This window comes from Rhizobium sp. 21-4511-3d, from assembly GCF_053522545.1.
Genome location: NZ_JBNWCF010000023.1, coordinates 34,022 through 51,061, shown reverse-complemented (window position 1 = coordinate 51,061; position 17,040 = coordinate 34,022). Strand labels below are relative to the sequence as shown.

At 63.1% G+C, this 17,040-nt stretch carries 15 protein-coding genes and 1 riboswitch; of the genes, 10 read left to right on the top strand and 5 right to left on the bottom strand.

Going from position 1 to position 17,040, the window contains the following annotated elements; translation table 11 throughout:
• Positions 1-51: 51 nt before the first annotated feature.
• The 4 genes from ACQZ5H_RS31240 (at position 52) to ACQZ5H_RS31225 (ending at position 5,361) form a co-directional block, all read left to right on the top strand.
• The gene (locus ACQZ5H_RS31240) at positions 52-999 is read left to right on the top strand and encodes a D-ribose ABC transporter substrate-binding protein (RefSeq protein WP_413711365.1); all 948 of its coding nucleotides are present in this window, start codon (positions 52-54) and stop codon (positions 997-999) included.
• Positions 1,000-1,177: 178 nt separating this feature from the next.
• Entirely contained in the window at positions 1,178-2,020 is an 843-nt protein-coding gene (locus ACQZ5H_RS31235) for a DeoR/GlpR family DNA-binding transcription regulator (RefSeq protein WP_112710990.1), read from the top strand.
• Positions 2,021-2,056: 36 nt separating this feature from the next.
• Entirely contained in the window at positions 2,057-3,571 is a 1,515-nt protein-coding gene (locus ACQZ5H_RS31230; RefSeq protein ID WP_449100043.1) for an FGGY-family carbohydrate kinase, read from the top strand.
• A 44-nt stretch (positions 3,572-3,615) separates the two neighbouring features.
• Positions 3,616-5,361, top strand: coding sequence for a glycerol-3-phosphate dehydrogenase/oxidase (locus ACQZ5H_RS31225; protein ID WP_449100042.1), 1,746 nt, complete (start codon positions 3,616-3,618; stop codon positions 5,359-5,361).
• Positions 5,362-5,417: 56 nt separating this feature from the next.
• On the opposite strand, the gene ACQZ5H_RS31220 is transcribed toward ACQZ5H_RS31225, so the two are convergent.
• From ACQZ5H_RS31220 to ACQZ5H_RS31200, 5 genes are all read right to left on the bottom strand, one after another.
• Positions 5,418-5,894 carry a 6,7-dimethyl-8-ribityllumazine synthase gene (locus ACQZ5H_RS31220; protein WP_112710987.1) on the bottom strand — a complete coding sequence of 159 codons (477 nt, stop codon included), beginning with the start codon at positions 5,892-5,894 and terminating at the stop codon, positions 5,418-5,420.
• Between the two features lie 112 nt (positions 5,895-6,006).
• A riboswitch (FMN riboswitch) is annotated at positions 6,007-6,148 on the bottom strand.
• A 62-nt stretch (positions 6,149-6,210) separates the two neighbouring features.
• Positions 6,211-7,575: an FAD-containing oxidoreductase gene (locus ACQZ5H_RS31215; protein ID WP_449100041.1), complete on the bottom strand. Its 1,365-nt coding sequence runs from the start codon at positions 7,573-7,575 to the stop codon at positions 6,211-6,213.
• A complete protein-coding gene (locus ACQZ5H_RS31210) occupies positions 7,572-8,033 on the bottom strand; it encodes a DUF4126 family protein (protein WP_449100040.1) in 462 nt (153 codons plus the stop codon). The genes ACQZ5H_RS31215 and ACQZ5H_RS31210 overlap by 4 nt, the downstream gene beginning before the upstream one ends.
• A gap of 87 nt (positions 8,034-8,120) precedes the next feature.
• Positions 8,121-9,353, bottom strand: a complete 1,233-nt coding sequence (locus ACQZ5H_RS31205) for a flavin monoamine oxidase family protein (RefSeq protein WP_449100039.1) — start codon at positions 9,351-9,353, stop codon at positions 8,121-8,123.
• A gap of 89 nt (positions 9,354-9,442) precedes the next feature.
• Positions 9,443-10,381, bottom strand: coding sequence for a LysR family transcriptional regulator (locus ACQZ5H_RS31200; protein ID WP_449100038.1), 939 nt, complete (start codon positions 10,379-10,381; stop codon positions 9,443-9,445).
• 245 nt (positions 10,382-10,626) lie between these two features.
• On the opposite strand from ACQZ5H_RS31200, the gene ACQZ5H_RS31195 reads away from it, so the two are divergent.
• The 6 genes from ACQZ5H_RS31195 (at position 10,627) to ACQZ5H_RS31170 (ending at position 17,034) form a co-directional block, all read left to right on the top strand.
• Positions 10,627-11,838, top strand: a complete 1,212-nt coding sequence (locus ACQZ5H_RS31195) for an ABC transporter substrate-binding protein (RefSeq protein WP_449100037.1) — start codon at positions 10,627-10,629, stop codon at positions 11,836-11,838.
• Between the two features lie 3 nt (positions 11,839-11,841).
• Entirely contained in the window at positions 11,842-12,624 is a 783-nt protein-coding gene (locus tag ACQZ5H_RS31190) for an ABC transporter ATP-binding protein (protein ID WP_449100036.1), read from the top strand.
• A complete protein-coding gene (locus ACQZ5H_RS31185; RefSeq protein WP_199628094.1) occupies positions 12,624-13,325 on the top strand; it encodes an ABC transporter ATP-binding protein in 702 nt (233 codons plus the stop codon). Before ACQZ5H_RS31190 ends, ACQZ5H_RS31185 begins: the two co-directional genes overlap by 1 nt.
• A gap of 218 nt (positions 13,326-13,543) precedes the next feature.
• Complete coding sequence (locus ACQZ5H_RS31180) at positions 13,544-14,431, top strand: branched-chain amino acid ABC transporter permease (protein ID WP_112720568.1); 888 nt, start codon at positions 13,544-13,546, stop codon at positions 14,429-14,431.
• 1 nt (position 14,432) lies between these two features.
• The gene (locus ACQZ5H_RS31175; protein ID WP_199628092.1) at positions 14,433-15,422 is read left to right on the top strand and encodes a branched-chain amino acid ABC transporter permease; all 990 of its coding nucleotides are present in this window, start codon (positions 14,433-14,435) and stop codon (positions 15,420-15,422) included.
• 16 nt (positions 15,423-15,438) lie between these two features.
• Entirely contained in the window at positions 15,439-17,034 is a 1,596-nt protein-coding gene (locus tag ACQZ5H_RS31170) for a GMC family oxidoreductase (protein WP_449100051.1), read from the top strand.
• Positions 17,035-17,040 lie beyond the last annotated feature (6 nt).

Here is a 17,040-nt window from a genome sequence, read left to right as displayed (position 1 = left end):
AGCACCGCCGGATCATCGGCACCAACTGAGCTCACTAATGGGAGAGAGACTATGTTTAAGAAAGGCATGCGCATTCTTCTGGCCGCCGCGGCTGTCGCACCGATCCTCGTCAGCAGCGCCTGGGCAGCAGGCCAGATGACGATCATCGTCAACGACCCGTCCAACCCCTACTGGCTGACGGAAGGCAACGTTGCCAAGGCAACCGCTGAAAAGCTCGGCTACACGGCTTCGGTCAGCGCCCACAAGGGTGACACCAACACCGAGAGCAACCTGATCGATACGGCAATCACCAACAAGTCGGTCGCGATCATTCTCGACCCGGCAAACGCTGACGGCTCCGTTGGCGCGGTGAAGAAGGCCGTTGCCGCCGGTATCCCGGTCATCCTCGTCAACGCCGAGATCAACCAGGAAGGCCTGGCGAAGGCGCAGCTCGTTTCCAACAACGCCCAGGGCGCCGCCCTCGGTGCGCAGCAGTGGGTCGAAGCTGTCGGCGACAAGGGCAACTATGCCGAACTCTTCGGCGCTCCCTCCGACAACAACGCCGCAACGCGCTCCAACGGTTACGAAACCGTGCTGTCGCAGTACCCGGACCTGAAGAAGGTTGCCAAGGAAGTTGCCGATTGGGACCGCACCAAGGGTCACAACAAGATGCAGTCCATGCTGCAGGCAAATCCTGACATCGTCGGCGTCATCTCCGGCAACGACGAAATGGCTCTCGGCGCCATCGCAGCGCTGAAGGAAGCCGGCAAGCTCGCCAATATCAAGGTCGGCGGCTTCGACGGTTCGCCGGATGCTGTTGCGGCGATCAAGGCAGGCGAACTGCAGTACACCGTCCTCCAGCCGGTGGCGATCTTCTCTGAGGAAGCCGTCAAGCAGGCCGACAACGTCATCAAGAACGGCAGCACCGGCGCCAAGAGCGAAAAGCAGCTCTTCGATTGCCTGCTGATCACCAAGGACAATGTCGACAAATACACCGGTCCGTTCGTTCTCGAGCAGTAATCGGTCGGGGCGCCCGCAAGGGCGCTCTCCAGGCCGGGCGGCATCCACCCGCCCGGCTCCCCGCATGCCTGAAACGGTTACCCGCGGTATAGGCCGCCCGTTCCGTTTCACCATTTTGCCTTGGCACGGCAATCACTGTACGAAGCTGGTATCCAGAATTCAGCGACAGGGGTGACCCGTGACACAGAAGACTAGCCAGGGCGAAGATCTGTTGGAGCAGCTTACGAGCGACAGCCGGCAGACGCGCCAGATCGCGCGCCGCCGCATGATCGCAGAGGCCGTGATGAGTGAAGGCTCGATGCGGATTGAAGACCTGACCGACCGTTTCGGCATCAGCCTGATGACGGCGCATCGCGATGTCGATGAGCTGGTGAGCCGCGGGCTGTTCCGCAAAACGCGCGGCATCGTGACGGCCGCCGCCACCAATCTCATCGAATCCAGCGACGTCTACCGCTCCAACCGCCAGGCAACCGAGAAGAAGCTGATCGCCGAAGCGGCGATGCAGTTCGTCGAGCCCGGCCAGGCGATCTTCTTCGACGATTCGACCACCGTTCTGCAGATGGCAACGCATCTGCCGTCCAGGGTTCCCGTCACCGCAATCACCAATTCGCTGACGTTGATGAATGCGCTGACCGGCATGCACGACGTGACGCTGCTGGCGCTGGGCGGGCAATATTACAACTGGTGCAACGCCTTCATGGGTCGCATGACAATCAGCGAAATCAAAGGCTTGCGTGCCGATGTTGCTTTCATTTCGATGTCGGCGATCAGTGACGGCACAGTGCTCCACCAGTCGCCGGAGACCGTCGATACCAAGCGCGCCATGTTCGACTGTTCCGTCAAACGCATCCTGCTTGCCGATCACACCAAGTTCGAACGGCGGGCACTTCACAGTTTCGCAGCACTGGACGAGTTCGATGTCGTCATCGTCGACGACAAGACCAACCCGGTGCATATCGACCGCATGCGGTCCAAGGATATCAACGTGGTGGTTGCCCGGGGTGCCCAGGGGCGCTCGTAAGGCGGCTTGCCCGTTGCACAAACGAGGTAAGGGCGAATGCCGAGTCTGCTCGGGATCGATAGTGGCCTGACGGTCACCAAGGCCGTCATTTTCGATATCGACGGCACGCCGCTCGCAGTCAGCAGGCGCCGTGTCACGCAGTTCATGCCGAAGCCGCGCCATATCGAGCGCGATATGGACGAGCTCTGGACAGCGACCGCCGATGCCATCCGCGAGGCTATCGCGCTGAGCGGCCGGCCGGCGAACGACATCCAGGCGATTTCCGCCACGGCGCATGGCGATGGCATCTATCTCCTCGATCACGACCAGAAGCCGCTCGGCCGCGCCATCCTCTCGCTCGACAGCCGGGCAGGAGAGATCGTCGATCGGTGGGAAGGCGAGGTGGCGGATGCCGCGATCGAGCTGACCGGCCAGATCCCGCATGTCTCGGCGCCCTCGGCACTGCTTGCCTGGATTCGAGAGAACGAGCCGGAGCGATTTCAGCAGATCGGCCACTTCGTCAGCTGCAAGGACTGGCTGCGCTTCTGCCTCACCGGCATTATCGGCACCGACCGCACCGAGGCCAGCACCTCCTTCACCAATGTGCGCACGCAGGATTACAGCCAGGACGCCCTAAAACTCTTCGGCATCGAAGCGCTCGTTCACGCCTTGCCGCCGGCCTCCCGCTCCGACCAGATCGTCGGACGGGTGACACGCGAGGCTGCTCTGAGAACCGGGCTTGCCGAATGCACGCCCGTCGTCGCCGGATTGCATGATGTCACCGCCTCGGCGCTGGGCGCTGGGGGATACGGGCAAGGCGTCGTCGCCGTCATCGCCGGGACCTATTCGATCAACGAGACGCTGTCTTCCGAGCCGCGCGTCGACAGGCGGTGGTTCTGCCGCAACGGCATTGCGCCCGGCATCTGGAACAGCATGTCGATCTCGCCTGCCTCGACCGCGAACTACGACTGGTTTCTCGATACGCTCTGCGCCAGCGAGCGGGCACAGGGCGGCGCCATCCATGCGCTGCTGGCGCCGGAGATCGATGCCGCCTTCGAGCGCCCATCGACCGCGCTCTTCCACCCCTATCTCTTCGGTTCGCCCTACGGCGCGGCAGCCAGCGCCAGCTTCTTCGGTCTCGGCGGCTGGCACGATCGCGGCGACATGCTGCGCGCCGTCCTCGAAGGCATCGCCTTCAATCACCGCATCCATGTCGATGCGCTGCGGGATGGCTTTTCCTTCGATCGGGCGCGGCTCGCAGGCGGCGTGTCGCGCAATCCGACGGTGGTGCAGATGTTTGCCGATGTGCTCGGCATACCCGTGACGGTGACCGAGACCGATGAGGCGGCGGCCTGGGGTGCCGCCCTCTGCGCCGGATCAGGCGTCGGGATCTATGCCGATCCGCAAGCCGACCCCCGTGACATAACAAGCATTGCCAGGACCTGCGAACCGGATGCGGCGCGCAGCGCCGATTACGAGAAGCGCTACCAGGTATTCCGCGAAATCGCCGAGGCGATGACGCCGCTCTGGCCGAAGATTGCCGGTCTCGCACCCGCCAACGCGGCAAACTGACAAGACGAATGCCGGCCTCCCAACCGGCGATTTAGGATACGACTATGACAGCCGACATGCAGCAACGCTTCTCGAGCCTAGGAGAGGGCGATATCGACGTCCTGATCATCGGGGCGGGCATCAATGGCGCCGGGCTTTTCCGCGATCTCTCAGCGCAGGGCATCAACTGCCTGATCGTCGACAAGGGCGATTTCGGCTCAGGCACCAGCGCCGCACCTTCCCGCCTTATCCATGGCGGCCTGAAATATCTGGAGACAGGCGAATTCGGCCTCGTCGCGCAATCGACCCTGGAGCGCAATCTGCTTCTCAAGAACGCACCGCATTGCGTCGAGCCGCTGCCGACCTTCATCCCGGTCTTCTCCTGGACGCGCGGCATCTGGGCGGCCTTACGCACGCTCTTCGGCTCGAAGACGGCCCCGCGCAGCCGCGGCGCGGTGCTGATCAAGATCGGCCTCGGCCTCTACGATTTCTTCGGCTCGCGCGACCGCGTCATGCCGAAGCACCGGCTGATCCTGAAGCGGCAGGCGCGCAAGGAAATGCCGCATGTCACGCCAGCGATCGTCGCCGGCGGCATCTATTACGACGCCAAGATCAGCCGCCCGGAGCGGCTTGTCTATGAGCTGGTCAAGGATGGCTGCGATGCCAATCAGAAGAGCCTGGCCGCCAATTTCACGACACTGGATTCCGTCGAGGAGGGCCGGCTGACATTCCGGCAGGCTGACGGGTCGAGCTTCGCCGTCAAGCCGAAGCTTGTGGTCAACGCGGCTGGCCCCTGGATCGATCACGTCAATACCGCGCTCGGCGCACCGTCACACCTGATCGGCGGCACCAAGGGATCGCACATCCTGCTCGATCACCCTGAACTCGTTCGCAGCCTGAACGGCCACATGATCTATTTCGAGGCCGACGACGGCCGCATCTGCCTCGTCTACAGCTATCTCGGTCTGGCGCTGGTCGGCTCGACCGATATCCCGGCGGATGACCCCGACAACGTCCTCTGCGAGGAGCCGGAGACCGACTATTTCCTCGAAAGCGTCCGCTCGCTGCTGCCGACGCTGCGTTTCGACCGCGACCAGATCGTCTACAGCTATAGCGGCATCCGCCCGCTACCGGCGTCCGATGCAACGGCACCAGGCCTCATCAGCCGCGATCATTCCGCACCGGTCAAGGAACCGGAAGGCAACCGCCCGTTCCCGATCGTCTCGCTGGTCGGCGGCAAGTGGACGACCTTCCGCGGCTTTGCCGAAGAGGTCGCCGATACCGTTCTCTCCCGCTTGCAGCGCGACCGCCGGGAATCGACGCGTTATCTGGCGATCGGCGGCGGCAAGGGCTTTCCTGCCGATGGCGAGAAGCGCGGACACTGGATCAAGGAGCTCGCATCAAAGGGCAACGTTTCTATCGAACGCGCCGACGAATTGCTGAGCCGCTACGGCACGACGGCTGCGCCGATCCTCACATTCGCTTCGGTTCAGTTTGACGACACGAGACTGACGGGCGCGCCGCGCCACAGTTTCAGAGAGATCGACTGGATTGCCAGAAACGAGCTTGTCGTTCACCTCGCCGATATCGTGCTTCGCCGCACGACGTTGGCGATCGAGGGGCGGCTGACGATCGAAGGCTTGCGGGAAATCGCCGGCATTGCAGCCGCAGCGCTCGGCTGGGATGCGGCGCGGACGGAGAACGAGATTGCCGACGTCACCGGTCAATTGAGCCGCTTCCACGGCCAGACGCTGACGAGCACTGCGCCGGCTGCCGGCCGCGAGAAAACCCCGCGCCCGGCTTCGGGCTAAAACACACGGGAGCAGACGCGTCGGGGCGATTTCCGGCGCGCGCTTGTTTCGTCCGATCAGAGAGCGGCGACCGCCAGGTTACTGCGGGCCTCAAGGATTGCCCGGCAGGCATTGGCGGCTTCCTGGCCCTTGATCACGAAGTGGTTCATGAAGAACTCGATATGGGCTTCGCTTTCCTGGAAGTGATGCGGCGTCAGCACTGCCGAGAGAACCGGGATGCTGGTATCCAGCTGGACACGCATCAGGCCATCGAGAACGGTGCCGGCCACGAAATCGTGCCGGTAGATGCCGCCATCGACGACGAAGGCGCAGCCGAGGACCGCGGCATATTTGCCGGTGCGGGCGAGCGTCTGTGCGTGAAGCGGGATTTCGAGCGCGCCGGGAACGTCGAAAATCTCGACATCGGCGGCATTGCCGCCCTGGGCCTGCCACGTCGAAACGAAGGAATTCACGCACTGGTCCACGATACCGGCATGCCAGCGGGCGCGCACGACGGCGATCTTGATGCCCTGGGGTTTGGTTGCGATAGTCATGTCTCTGCCTTTCAAGGGTGCCATTTCTGGCGGTTGCGTCGAGCCGCGAAGCGGCCCAATTCTCCCTTGGGCGAACAGCACTGCACACCTCTCGCGCGGAAAGGTGCTGCCTGCATGCTCTCTTCCATCCGGACTATACCGTCGGCTCCGGCCTCTCACCGGATCTGCTGACCTTCCATTTGCGGAAGCGCTCGCGGGCTCCGGGTTGCCCCGATACCGCCGGTGGGGAATTGCACCCCGCCCTGAGAACAGCGCGAGATAAATCCAATTTCGGCAAGGATGCAAGTCCGGAAACGGCGTCAGATGACCTGTTTGGTCAAACAGGCTTGAGATCGCCGATGATCGTCGGAATGAGCTCCGATACGGTCGGATGGATCGGCACCGACCATTGCAGGACCGGATAGGTCGTCCCGGCATTCATGGCGTCGATGATCCCGTGGATCGCCTCGTCGCCCTCGATGCCGAGGAAGGCGGCGCCGAGGATCTCCTGGGTTTCCGCATCCGCGACGATCTTCATGAAGCCCTTGGTCTCGCCGCGCTCATTGGCGCGGCCGACACGGGTCATCGGCCGTTTCGAGACCGCAACCTTGCGGCCGGAAGCACGCGCCTGCTTCTCCGTCATCCCGGCGCGGCCGAGCGGCGGATCGATATAGAGCGCGTAGGCGGGAATGCGGCTCGACACCTTGCGGTCGCCGCCATCAAGCAGATTGGCGGCCGCGATCTCGAAGTCGTTGTAGGACGTATGCGTGAAGGCGCCGTGGCCGTTGCAGTCGCCGAGCGCATAGATGCCCTCGACATTGGTCATCAGCCGGTCATCGACGGTGATGAAGCCACGCTTGTCGGTCGCGACACCCGCCTTGTCGAGGCCGAGATCACCGGTATTCGGCGTGCGACCGGTGGCGACGAGCACATGGCTGGCCTTGATGTCCGGCTTGCCGGAAATCGAGACGGTGATGCCGTCACCCGCCTTGGCGAAAGCGATGTTCTCCGCGCCGGTATGAACGGCGATGCCTTCGGAAGCGATGATCTCCTCGATCGCATCGGAGACATCCTCGTCCTCGCGCGAGGCGAGTTTCGGGCCGCGCTCGATGACCGTCACCTCGGCGCCGAAGCGGCGATACATCTGTGCGAATTCGAGGCCGATATAGCTGCCGCCGATCACCACGAGATGGCGGGGCAGGATATCGAGCTGGATAATCGAGGTGCTTGTCAGATAATCGACATCGGCGAGGCCCGGAAAATCCGGAATGGTCGGCCGGGCGCCGACATTCAGGAAGATCTGCGGCGCAGTCAGCACCTCGCCATTGACCTCGACGGTCCTGGCGCCGGTGAATGTCGCGTGGCCATAGATCACCTCCATGGTCTCCATTCCGGAGAACCAACCGGTCAGCCCGTTGCGGGCGTTCATCGTCACGGTTTCGGCGCGCTTGCGCACCACCTTCATATCGACATCGATAGGACCCGAAATCCTGACGCCATAATCGCCGCCGGTGTGCGCCACATGTGCGGCGCGGGCGCTGGCAACCAGCGTCTTGGTCGGCATGCAGCCCGCATTGACGCAGGTGCCGCCAAGATATTTGCGCTCGATAAGCGCCACCTTCATGCCCTTCTCGGCCATGCGCGCGGCAAGAAAGGGGCCGGCCTGGCCGGCCCCGATGAAGATGGCGTCATAGGTCTTCATGCGACGGCCGAGATGATGAGGATGGCGCCGACGATGGCGACGGCGTCTTCGATCAGCGCCGCCGGCGTATCCTTGCCGAAGATGGCCGCGAGCTTGCCGCGGACGGCAGCACCGCCCAGCGTGCCCACGACCGCGCCGACCACGCCGGCAAGCAGGCCGCCGATGAGCGAACCGCCGGACGCGCCGATCGTGGCGCCGGTCAGCGCACCCATGATGATGCGGGCGCCGAACTGCATCGGCACCTTGCGGCTCGGCGTCGTCGGAAGCTGGTCGGTGACGAGCTCGACGGCGGCGAGCACCGTGAAGATCCACGGCGTCCACTTGTAGCCCATGAAGGCAAGCGGGGTCTGGGATACGTCGAACCAGCCGAGAGCCGCGCCCCAGGCAACGGCGGCAGGTGCAGTCATGGCCCGAAGGCCGGCAATGATCCCAATCAAAAATGCAAGAAACAGAAGCATGCGAGGGTCCCCTTCCTCTGCGGATGCCGAAACGGCAAAGCCAGCGTGGCACAAACCTCTACCGGTTGCAATTGGGGGTGGATGGCTCTACCGGCCGAGTGCCTGCAGCAGCTCTTCGGCGGCGCGAAGCCCGCTTTGATAGGCGCCGTGGGCCGTCGAAAAATCCGTCTGGTGCGTCGCTTCGCCGGCGAAGAATACCCTGCCGTCATAGGGCTTTGCCAGTTCGAGGCGGGCATCGGCCTGGCCGGGCAGGGCGTGGCTATAGCCACCGCGGATCGAGGGCGTGTTCGTCCATTCCGAGGCGGCGAGCGGGCGCAGCTCTTTGTGGATATCGGAGCCGAAGATCGCCGCCAGTTCATCCATCGCATGCGGGAAGGCACCGTCCGGATCGGCTGCGACGGCGCGGGCTCCGGCACCGCCGAGAAAGACCTCGATCACGGGCTTGCCGAAGGGGCGGATGTAATAGGTGCCGGTCTTCGGATCGCGCGGATTGCCGAGAACATGGCTCTCGGCCTCGAAGCTGCTGCCGCCAATTATCTCGAAATAGAGCTTCTCGTTATTGCCGAGCGGCAGTTTTGCTGCTGCCTCGCGCCACGGATCGAGCGGCGAGGGCATCCGAATAAAACCGCCCGCAAGCACATTGGTGGATACTGCGATGATGACAGCCTTCGGCCTCACAGCGCCCTGGGCTGTCTGCAACGTCACCCGGCTTCCGCCGAGCGCAATCGACTGCACCATCGTCCCGACATGCAGCTCCACTGAAGCCGGCATGGTCGAGGCGACAAGCGCGCCGTAGCCGGTCTCGACCCGCCAGTTATATTCCGTCGAGGCCTCGTCATAGGCGGCATAGTCTTTAGCGGAGATCCGCTCCAGCTCGTCGCCACTGATATAGCCGCTCAGCGCCTGCAGATAGGCGAGCCAGGGTTCTCCGGGCTCCACCGCGTCGATGGCGCAATCGCTTGGCGGCGGCGCATCGGCGACCCGCTCGCTCCAGCGGGCAAAAGCGGCGCGGGCAGCCTCACGTTCGGCCTGCGGAAAGCCGAGGTCGCGATCCTGGCGCTGCCAGGCGCTTGGCTTGCGATCGACTGAAATCCCGGCGTCTTCGGCAATCCGCGTCCAGGGATTGCGGTCGCCGGAATGCAGCCAGCCGCAACCGAGATCGATCGCGGCGACAGGTGTCTGCAACGTCCAGGCACGGCCGCCGATGCGGGGCAGGGCTTCGAAGACGGAAACCGAGAGGCCGCTTGCCGCAAGCCTTCTTGCTGCGCCGACGCCTGCGGCGCCCGCTCCGATGATGGCAATATCCGGTTCTGAATTCATGGGGCAAATAGACTCGAACGATGTCGCATCATGCGCCTTGTGTCAGGCAGCAGGCAAGCCGCCTGACGGCCTCGCCGGTACTGAAACACTCACCCGCCCTTGCGCCCGGTCTGCACGGCAAAGGGCGGAATGAACCGGGCATCCAGCCAGGTCACGGCCTCGCGCAGGAAATCGATCACGGCGCGTACGCGCGGCGCCTGTTTCAGGTCCTGATGACAGGTGATCCAGTAGCTGCGGGTCAGATCCACCTCGTCGGGCAGCACGCGCTCGAGCTCCGGATAGCGGCTGGCGAAGAAATAAGGCAGCACGCACAGCCCCAGCCCGTTACGCGTCGCCGTCAGCTGCGCGAAAATGCTGGAGCTCTGGAATTGCGGCCGGATGCGCGGGTGGACGTCGCCGAGGTAGTCGAGGCCCGGGGCAAAGATCATCTCCTCGATATAGCTGATGAACGGATGCGACAGCAGATCTTCGCGGCTCAAGACCGGGGCGCTGGCGTCGAGATAATCCCGCGATCCATAGACCTGCAGATGATAGTCGGTGAGCTTCTCGGCATAGTAGGGGCCGCCCTTCGGTTCATCGAGCACGACGCTGATATCCGCCTCCTTGCGCGACAGCGACATGATCTGCTGGATCGTGACAAGCTCGAGCGACAGATGCGGATGCCGCTCCGCAAATTGCGGCAGCACGGTCGCAAAGAAGAAATTGGCAAAGCCTTCAGGCGCGCTGAGGCGCACGACACCACGCTGCGCCATCGCACCGGTGGCAAGATCGGCGCGCAGCCGCTCCGTCTCCTGCTCCATCTTCTCGGCGGTCTCGACAAACCGGTTTCCCATCGCCGTCAGCACATAGCCGCGCGGATTACGCTCGAACAGCTTCACCTTCAGCGCAAATTCCAGCCGGTCGATCCGCCGCGACACCGTCGCGTGACTGGTCCGCAACTGCCGCGCCGCCGTCGACAGCTGCCCGGTTCTGGCCACCGCTAGAAAAAACTGCAGGTCGTCCCAAGTAAACTGCGAGGAATTTGTCATTCGGCTCCGTGTCGGTCTTAGCCTTTGGTCTAATGCCGGCTGCGGCGGGGTGTCGTCGCGAGGCCGGATTCAGCGCTTCTGGTACGGTTCTGTGCAAAAATGAACAGATACTGTTTGGAATTATTTGTAAACGCTTGGTTGCCTCGGCGGAAAAATTCCGTGATCGTTGAATGGCTGTCTTGAGGAGGACGGCTCGTCAAATTTGAACAGACTCGCAATCTGCCAATCTCTGGGAGGAGAGACATATGCGAAAGAGCTTCATTGCATCCGTTGCATTTCTGCTTGCAAGCAGCACGGCCGTCTTCGCGCAGAGCGCGACGGTTTCCGATGGCAAGGTCAAGATCGGTATCCTGAACGATCAGTCCGGCGTCTATGCCGATTTCGGCGGCAAGTCTTCGGTCGAGGCCGCCAAGATGGCGGTCGAGGATTTCGGCGGCAAGGTGCTCGACATGCCGATCGAGATCGTCGATGCCGACCACCAGAACAAGCCCGACGTTGCCTCGAACATTGCCCGCCAGTGGTATGACACCGAGCAGGTGGATGCGATCATGGAGCTGACGACATCCTCGGTGGCGCTCGCCGTCCAGGCCGTCGCCAAGGAAAAGAAGAAGATCGATATCGTCACCGGTGCTGCGACCACCGACCTCACAGGCAAGGCCTGCAGCCCCTACGGCTTCCATTGGGCCTATGACACGCACGCTCTTGCAGTCGGCACCGGCGGTGCGCTCGTCAAGCAGGGCGGCGACAGCTGGTTCTTCCTGACGGCCGACTATGCCTTCGGCTATTCGCTGGAGCAGCAGACCGGCGATTTCGTCAAGGCGAATGGTGGCACGATCGTCGGTTCGGTGCGTCACCCGCTGTCGAGCCAGGATTTCTCCTCCTTCCTGCTGCAGGCGCAGTCTTCTGGCGCCAAGGTCATCGGCCTTGCCAATGCCGGTCTCGATACCGCGAACGCCATCAAGCAGGCGGCCGAGTTTGGCATCGTCCAGGGCGGCCAGCGCCTTGCGGCTCTGCTCTTCACGCTGGCTGAAGTCCACGGCCTCGGCCTCGAAGCGGCGCAGGGCCTGACGCTGACGGAAGGCTATTACTGGAACCGCGACGATGAGAGCCGCGCTTTCGGGAAGAAGTTCTTCGATCGCACCGGCAAGATGCCGAACATGATCCATGCCGGCACCTATTCCGCCGTGCTGCAATATCTGAAGGCCGTGCAGAAGGCCGGCACAGACGAGACGGAAGCCGTTGCCAAGCAGCTGCACGAAATGCCTGTCGACGACGTCTTCGGCCGCGGCGGCACAGTCGGCGCCAACGGTCGCATGATCCACGACATGTATCTGCTGCAGGTCAAGAAGCCTGACGAGAGCAAGGAGGCGTGGGATTACTACAACGTGCTCGCCACGATTCCCGGCAAGGAAGCCTATATCGATCCCGCCAAGAGCGGCTGCGATCTGGTGAAGTGATCCATGGCGGTTTCCGCACCAGTGACTGACACGAAGCCGCGGGTGGTTCTTTCCGCCCGCGGTCTGAGACGGGATTTCGGCGGCTTCACGGCGGTGAAGAATGTCGATCTCGATGTCCATGATGCCAGCGTCCATGCGCTGATCGGCCCGAACGGGGCGGGCAAGACCACGGTCTTCAACCTGCTCACCAAGTTCCTACAGCCGACGGCGGGCACGATCACGCTGATGGGCACCGATATCACCAGGACGCCGCCCGACCGGGTGGCGCGCATGGGGCTCGTGCGCTCCTTCCAGATTTCGGCGGTCTTTCCGCATCTCACCGTGCTCGACAATGTCCGCGTCGCGCTGCAGCGGCCGAACAATCTGTCGACGCAATTCTGGCGGCCGCTTTCGGCCCTCGATCAGCTGACCGGACGGGCCGAGCAGCTATTGGCGAGCGTCGGCCTTTCCAAGGAGCGCGATGCGATCGCCGCCGATCTTTCCTATGGCCGCAAGCGCGTGCTGGAGATCGCCACGACGCTGGCGCTCGATCCCAAGGTGCTGCTGCTCGACGAGCCGATGGCGGGCATGGGGCAGGAGGATGTCAGCGTCGTTTCCGCCATCATCCGCGATGTCGCCCGCGACCGGGCCGTGCTGATGGTCGAGCACAACCTCTCCGTCGTCGCCAATATCTGCCAGCATGTTACCGTGCTGCAGCGAGGCGAGATCCTCGCCGAGGGCGATTACGCGACAGTCAGCCAGGATCCGCGTGTGCGCCAGGCCTATATGGGCTCGGAGGAGGGCTGATGGCGGCATTGCTGGAAATTCAGGGGCTGAATGCCTGGTACGGCGAAAGCCATATCCTGCACGGCATCGACATGACCGTCGGCGAGGGCGAGACGATCACCATCCTCGGCCGCAACGGCGTCGGCAAGACGACGACGCTGCGCACCATCACCGGCATCGTGCGCGCCCGAAAGGGAAAGATCAGCTTCGCCGGAACCGACATGATGCAGGTGCCGCTGCACAAGACGGCGCATAAGGGGATCGGCTTCGTTCCGGAGGAGCGTGGCATCTTCTCGACGTTGACCGTCTCGGAAAACCTGCTTCTACCACCCGTCGTCGCCGAAGGCGGGATGACGATCGACGAGATCTACGAACTCTTCCCGAACCTCTACGAGCGGCGGGCAAGCTCCGGCACAAAGCTTTCCGGCGGTGAACAGCAGATGCTGGCGATCGCCCGCGTGCTGCGCACCGGCGTGAAGATGCTGCTGCTGGATGAGCCAACGGAAGGATTGGCGCCCGTCATCGTCCAGCGCATCGGCGAGGTGCTGAAGACGCTAAAACAGCGCGGCATGACGATCCTGCTCGTCGAGCAGAACTTCCGCTTCGCCAGCCGCATCGCCGACCGGTTTTACCTGATGGATCACGGGCAGGTCGTCTCGGAGTTCCCGGTTGGCGAACTGCCGCAGCGTATGGATACGCTGCACAAGGTTTTGGGGGTCTAGGGAATGGTGACCTTGCTGATGAACGCCCCGATACAAGCCTCTGACATCTCCTCCCTCATTCCTGTGCTTGTCACAGGAATCCAGCAGCGCCGCGTCTGCGGTGCGGGGGAGTCTTTCCGGCCCAAGGACTTGGGCCGGCTGGATCCCTGTGACAAGCACAGGGATGAGGGACGTGGGGAGGCCAGCGCCTTGGTTTCTCACCTCGAGCGGGGTGCCTCATGACCATGATCTTCGGCATCCCCCTCCAGGCATTTCTCGGCCAGTTGCTGATCGGCCTGATCAATGGCTCCTTCTACGCGCTGCTGAGCCTCGGCCTCGCCATCATCTTCGGCCTGTTGCGGGTCATCAATTTCGCCCACGGCGCCCAATATATGCTCGGCGCCTTTGTCGCCTATCTCATGCTCGCCTATGGCGGGATCGGCTATTGGCCGGCGCTCATTCTCGCCCCCGTTGTCGTCGGTCTGTTCGGGGCCGTCATCGAGCGGTTGTTCCTGCGGCGTCTCTATGACCTCGATCCGCTCTATGGCCTGCTCTTCACCTTCGGCATGGCGCTGGCGATCGAGGGGACGTTCCGCTATCTCTACGGCTCCTCCGGCCAGCCCTATGCGACGCCCGCAGCACTTGCCGGCGGCACCAATCTCGGCTTCATGTTCCTGCCGATCTATCGCGGCTGGGTGGTCATCGTTTCGCTGGTGATCTGCATCGGTACATGGCTGCTGATCGAGAAGACCAAGCTCGGCGCCTATCTGCGTGCCGCCACCGAAAACACGACGCTGGTGCAGGTCTTCGGCGTCAACGTGCCTCTGCTGCTGACGCTGACCTACGCGCTCGGCGCCGGTCTTGCGGCCTTCGCGGGTGTCTTGGCGGCGCCGATCTATCAGGTCTCGCCGCTGATGGGGTCGAATATCATCATCGTCGTCTTTGCCGTCGTGGTCGTCGGCGGCATGGGCTCGATCATGGGAGCAATCGTCACGGGCTACGTGCTCGGCATTGCCGAGGGCCTGACCAAGGTGTTCTATCCTGAGGCGTCGAACATCGTGATCTTCGTGATCATGGCGATCGTCCTTCTCATCCGGCCTGCGGGCCTCTTCGGCCGGGATGCCTGACATGACTGACATCACCGAAACCATCCGCACGGAAAAGAGCCGGACAGCACTATCGGTGCAGGCCGGATTCCTGGTCATCGGCCTGCTGCTTCTGCTGCTGGCGCCGTTCTTCTTCTACCCGATCTTCCTGATGAAGCTCCTGTGCTTCGCGCTCTTCGCCTGTGCCTTCAACCTGCTGCTCGGCTATACCGGGCTGCTTTCCTTCGGCCACGCGACCTTCTTCGGCGGTGCGGCCTATTTCACCGCCTATACGGTGAAGGAATGGGGCCTGCCGCCGGAGCTCGGCATTCTCGTCGGCGTCGCGGGAGCTGCCTTCCTCGGGCTTGTGATGGGCTACATCGCGATCCGCCGGCAGGGCATCTATTTCGCGATGATCACGCTGGCGCTGTCGCAGATGTTCTTCTTCTTCTGCCTGCAGGCAGAGTTCACCGAGGGCGAGGACGGCATCCAGTCGGTCCCGCGCGGGCATCTTCTCGGCTTCATCGACCTGAACGACTCGACGAACATGTATTTCTTCGTGCTCGCCGTCTTCATCATCGGGCTGCTGATCATCTGGCGCTTCATCAATTCGCCCTTCGGCATGATCCTGAAATCGATCCGCGAGAACGAGCAGCGCGCCGTCTCGCTCGGCTATTCCGTCGCCCGCTACAAGCTCGGCGCCTTCGTCATGTCGGCGGCGCTTGCCGGGCTTGCGGGGGCGGTCAAATCGCTGGTCTTCCAGTTCGCGACACTGACCGATGTCGCCTGGCAGATGTCGGGTGAGGTGATCCTGATGACGCTGCTTGGCGGCATCGGCACGCTGATCGGCCCGATCTTCGGCGCCGGGCTTGTGGTGACGCTGCAGAACTATCTCGCGACTTCGGAATTTCCGGTGACGATCATCACCGGCGTCGTCTTCATGGTCTGCGTGCTGATTTTCCGGCGTGGTATCATCGGCGAGTTCTACGCGTCGCGGATCGGCCGCAAGCTGGGCTTTGTCTATCGCCGCTGAGCGGCTGGTGCTGAAGATGGATCGCTACGACTATATCATCATCGGCGCCGGCAGCGCGGGCTGCGTGCTGGCCAACCGCCTGTCTGAGGACCGGAACAATCGCGTCCTGCTGCTGGAGGCTGGGGGCAACGACAACTACCACTGGATCCATATTCCGGTCGGTTATCTCTACTGCATCAACAACCCGCGCACCGATTGGTGCTTCACGACGGCGCCGGAAGATGGGCTGAATGGCCGGGCGCTCAACTACCCGCGCGGAAAGGTGCTCGGCGGCTGCTCGTCGATCAACGGCATGATCTATATGCGCGGCCAGGCCCGCGACTACGACCTCTGGCGGCAGATGGGCTGCCCCGGCTGGAGCTGGGACGACGTGCTGCCCTTCTTCCGCAAGTCGGAGGATCACTACCGCGGCAAGGACGATATGCACGGCGCCGGCGGGGAATGGCGGGTGGAGAAGGCGCGCGTCAAATGGGCGGTGCTCGACGCCTTCCAGCAGGCGGCGAAGGAAGCGGGCATTCCCGTCACCGAGGATTTCAATCGCGGAACGAACGAGGGCTCCGGTTACTTCGACGTCAACCAGCGCTCCGGCATCCGCTGGAATGCCACCAAGGCGTTCCTGCGCCCGGCCATGAAGCGCGGCAATCTCAAGGTCATGACCAAGGCGCAGGTGCGCCGGCTGCTGATCGAGGATGGCGTGGTCACCGGCGTCGAGTTCCAGCATGGCGGCACCGCCAGGCAGGCCTATGCGTCGAAGGAGACGATCCTTTCGGCCGGATCGATCGGGACGCCACATATCCTGGAACTGTCAGGCATCGGCCGGGGTGACGTGCTGCAGAATGCTGGCATCGACGTTGTCAGCGAAGTCAGGGGCGTCGGCGAGAACCTGCAGGATCACCTGCAGCTGCGGCTGGCCTACAAGGTAACCGGCGTTCCGACGCTGAACGAGAAAGCGACGAAGCTGATCGGCAAGGCGGCGATCGGGCTCGAATATCTGCTGCGCCGTTCCGGCCCGATGGCGATGGCGCCGAGCCAGCTCGGCATCTTCACCCGATCGGGACCGGACAAGGAGACGCCCGACCTGCAATATCATGTGCAGCCTGTCTCGCTCGACAAGTTTGGCGACCCCGTCCACGCCTTCCCGGCGATCACGGCGAGCGTCTGCAATCTGCGGCCGGAAAGCCGCGGTTCGGTGCATCTCTCAAGCCCGGATTTCGCCATGCAGCCGACGATCGCGCCGAAATACCTCTCGACGGAACGCGATCGCGACATAGCTGTCAGATCGATAAAGCTGACGCGGCGGATCGTGGCACAGCCGTCTTTCGCTCGCTTCCACCCGGAGGAGTTCAAGCCCGGCCCGTCCTATCGGAGCGACGAGGAACTGGCGCAGGCGGCGGGCGATATCGGCACGACGATCTTCCACCCCGTCGGCACCTGCCGGATGGGCGGCGATCGCGAGAGCGTCGTCGATCCGCGGCTGAAGATGCGGGCGCTTGGGCGGCTCCGGATCGCCGATGCCTCGATCATGCCGTCGATCACCTCGGGAAACACCAATTCGCCTGTGATCATGATCGCCGAAAAGGCGGCGGCCATGATCCTGGAAGACAACAGATAGGAGACA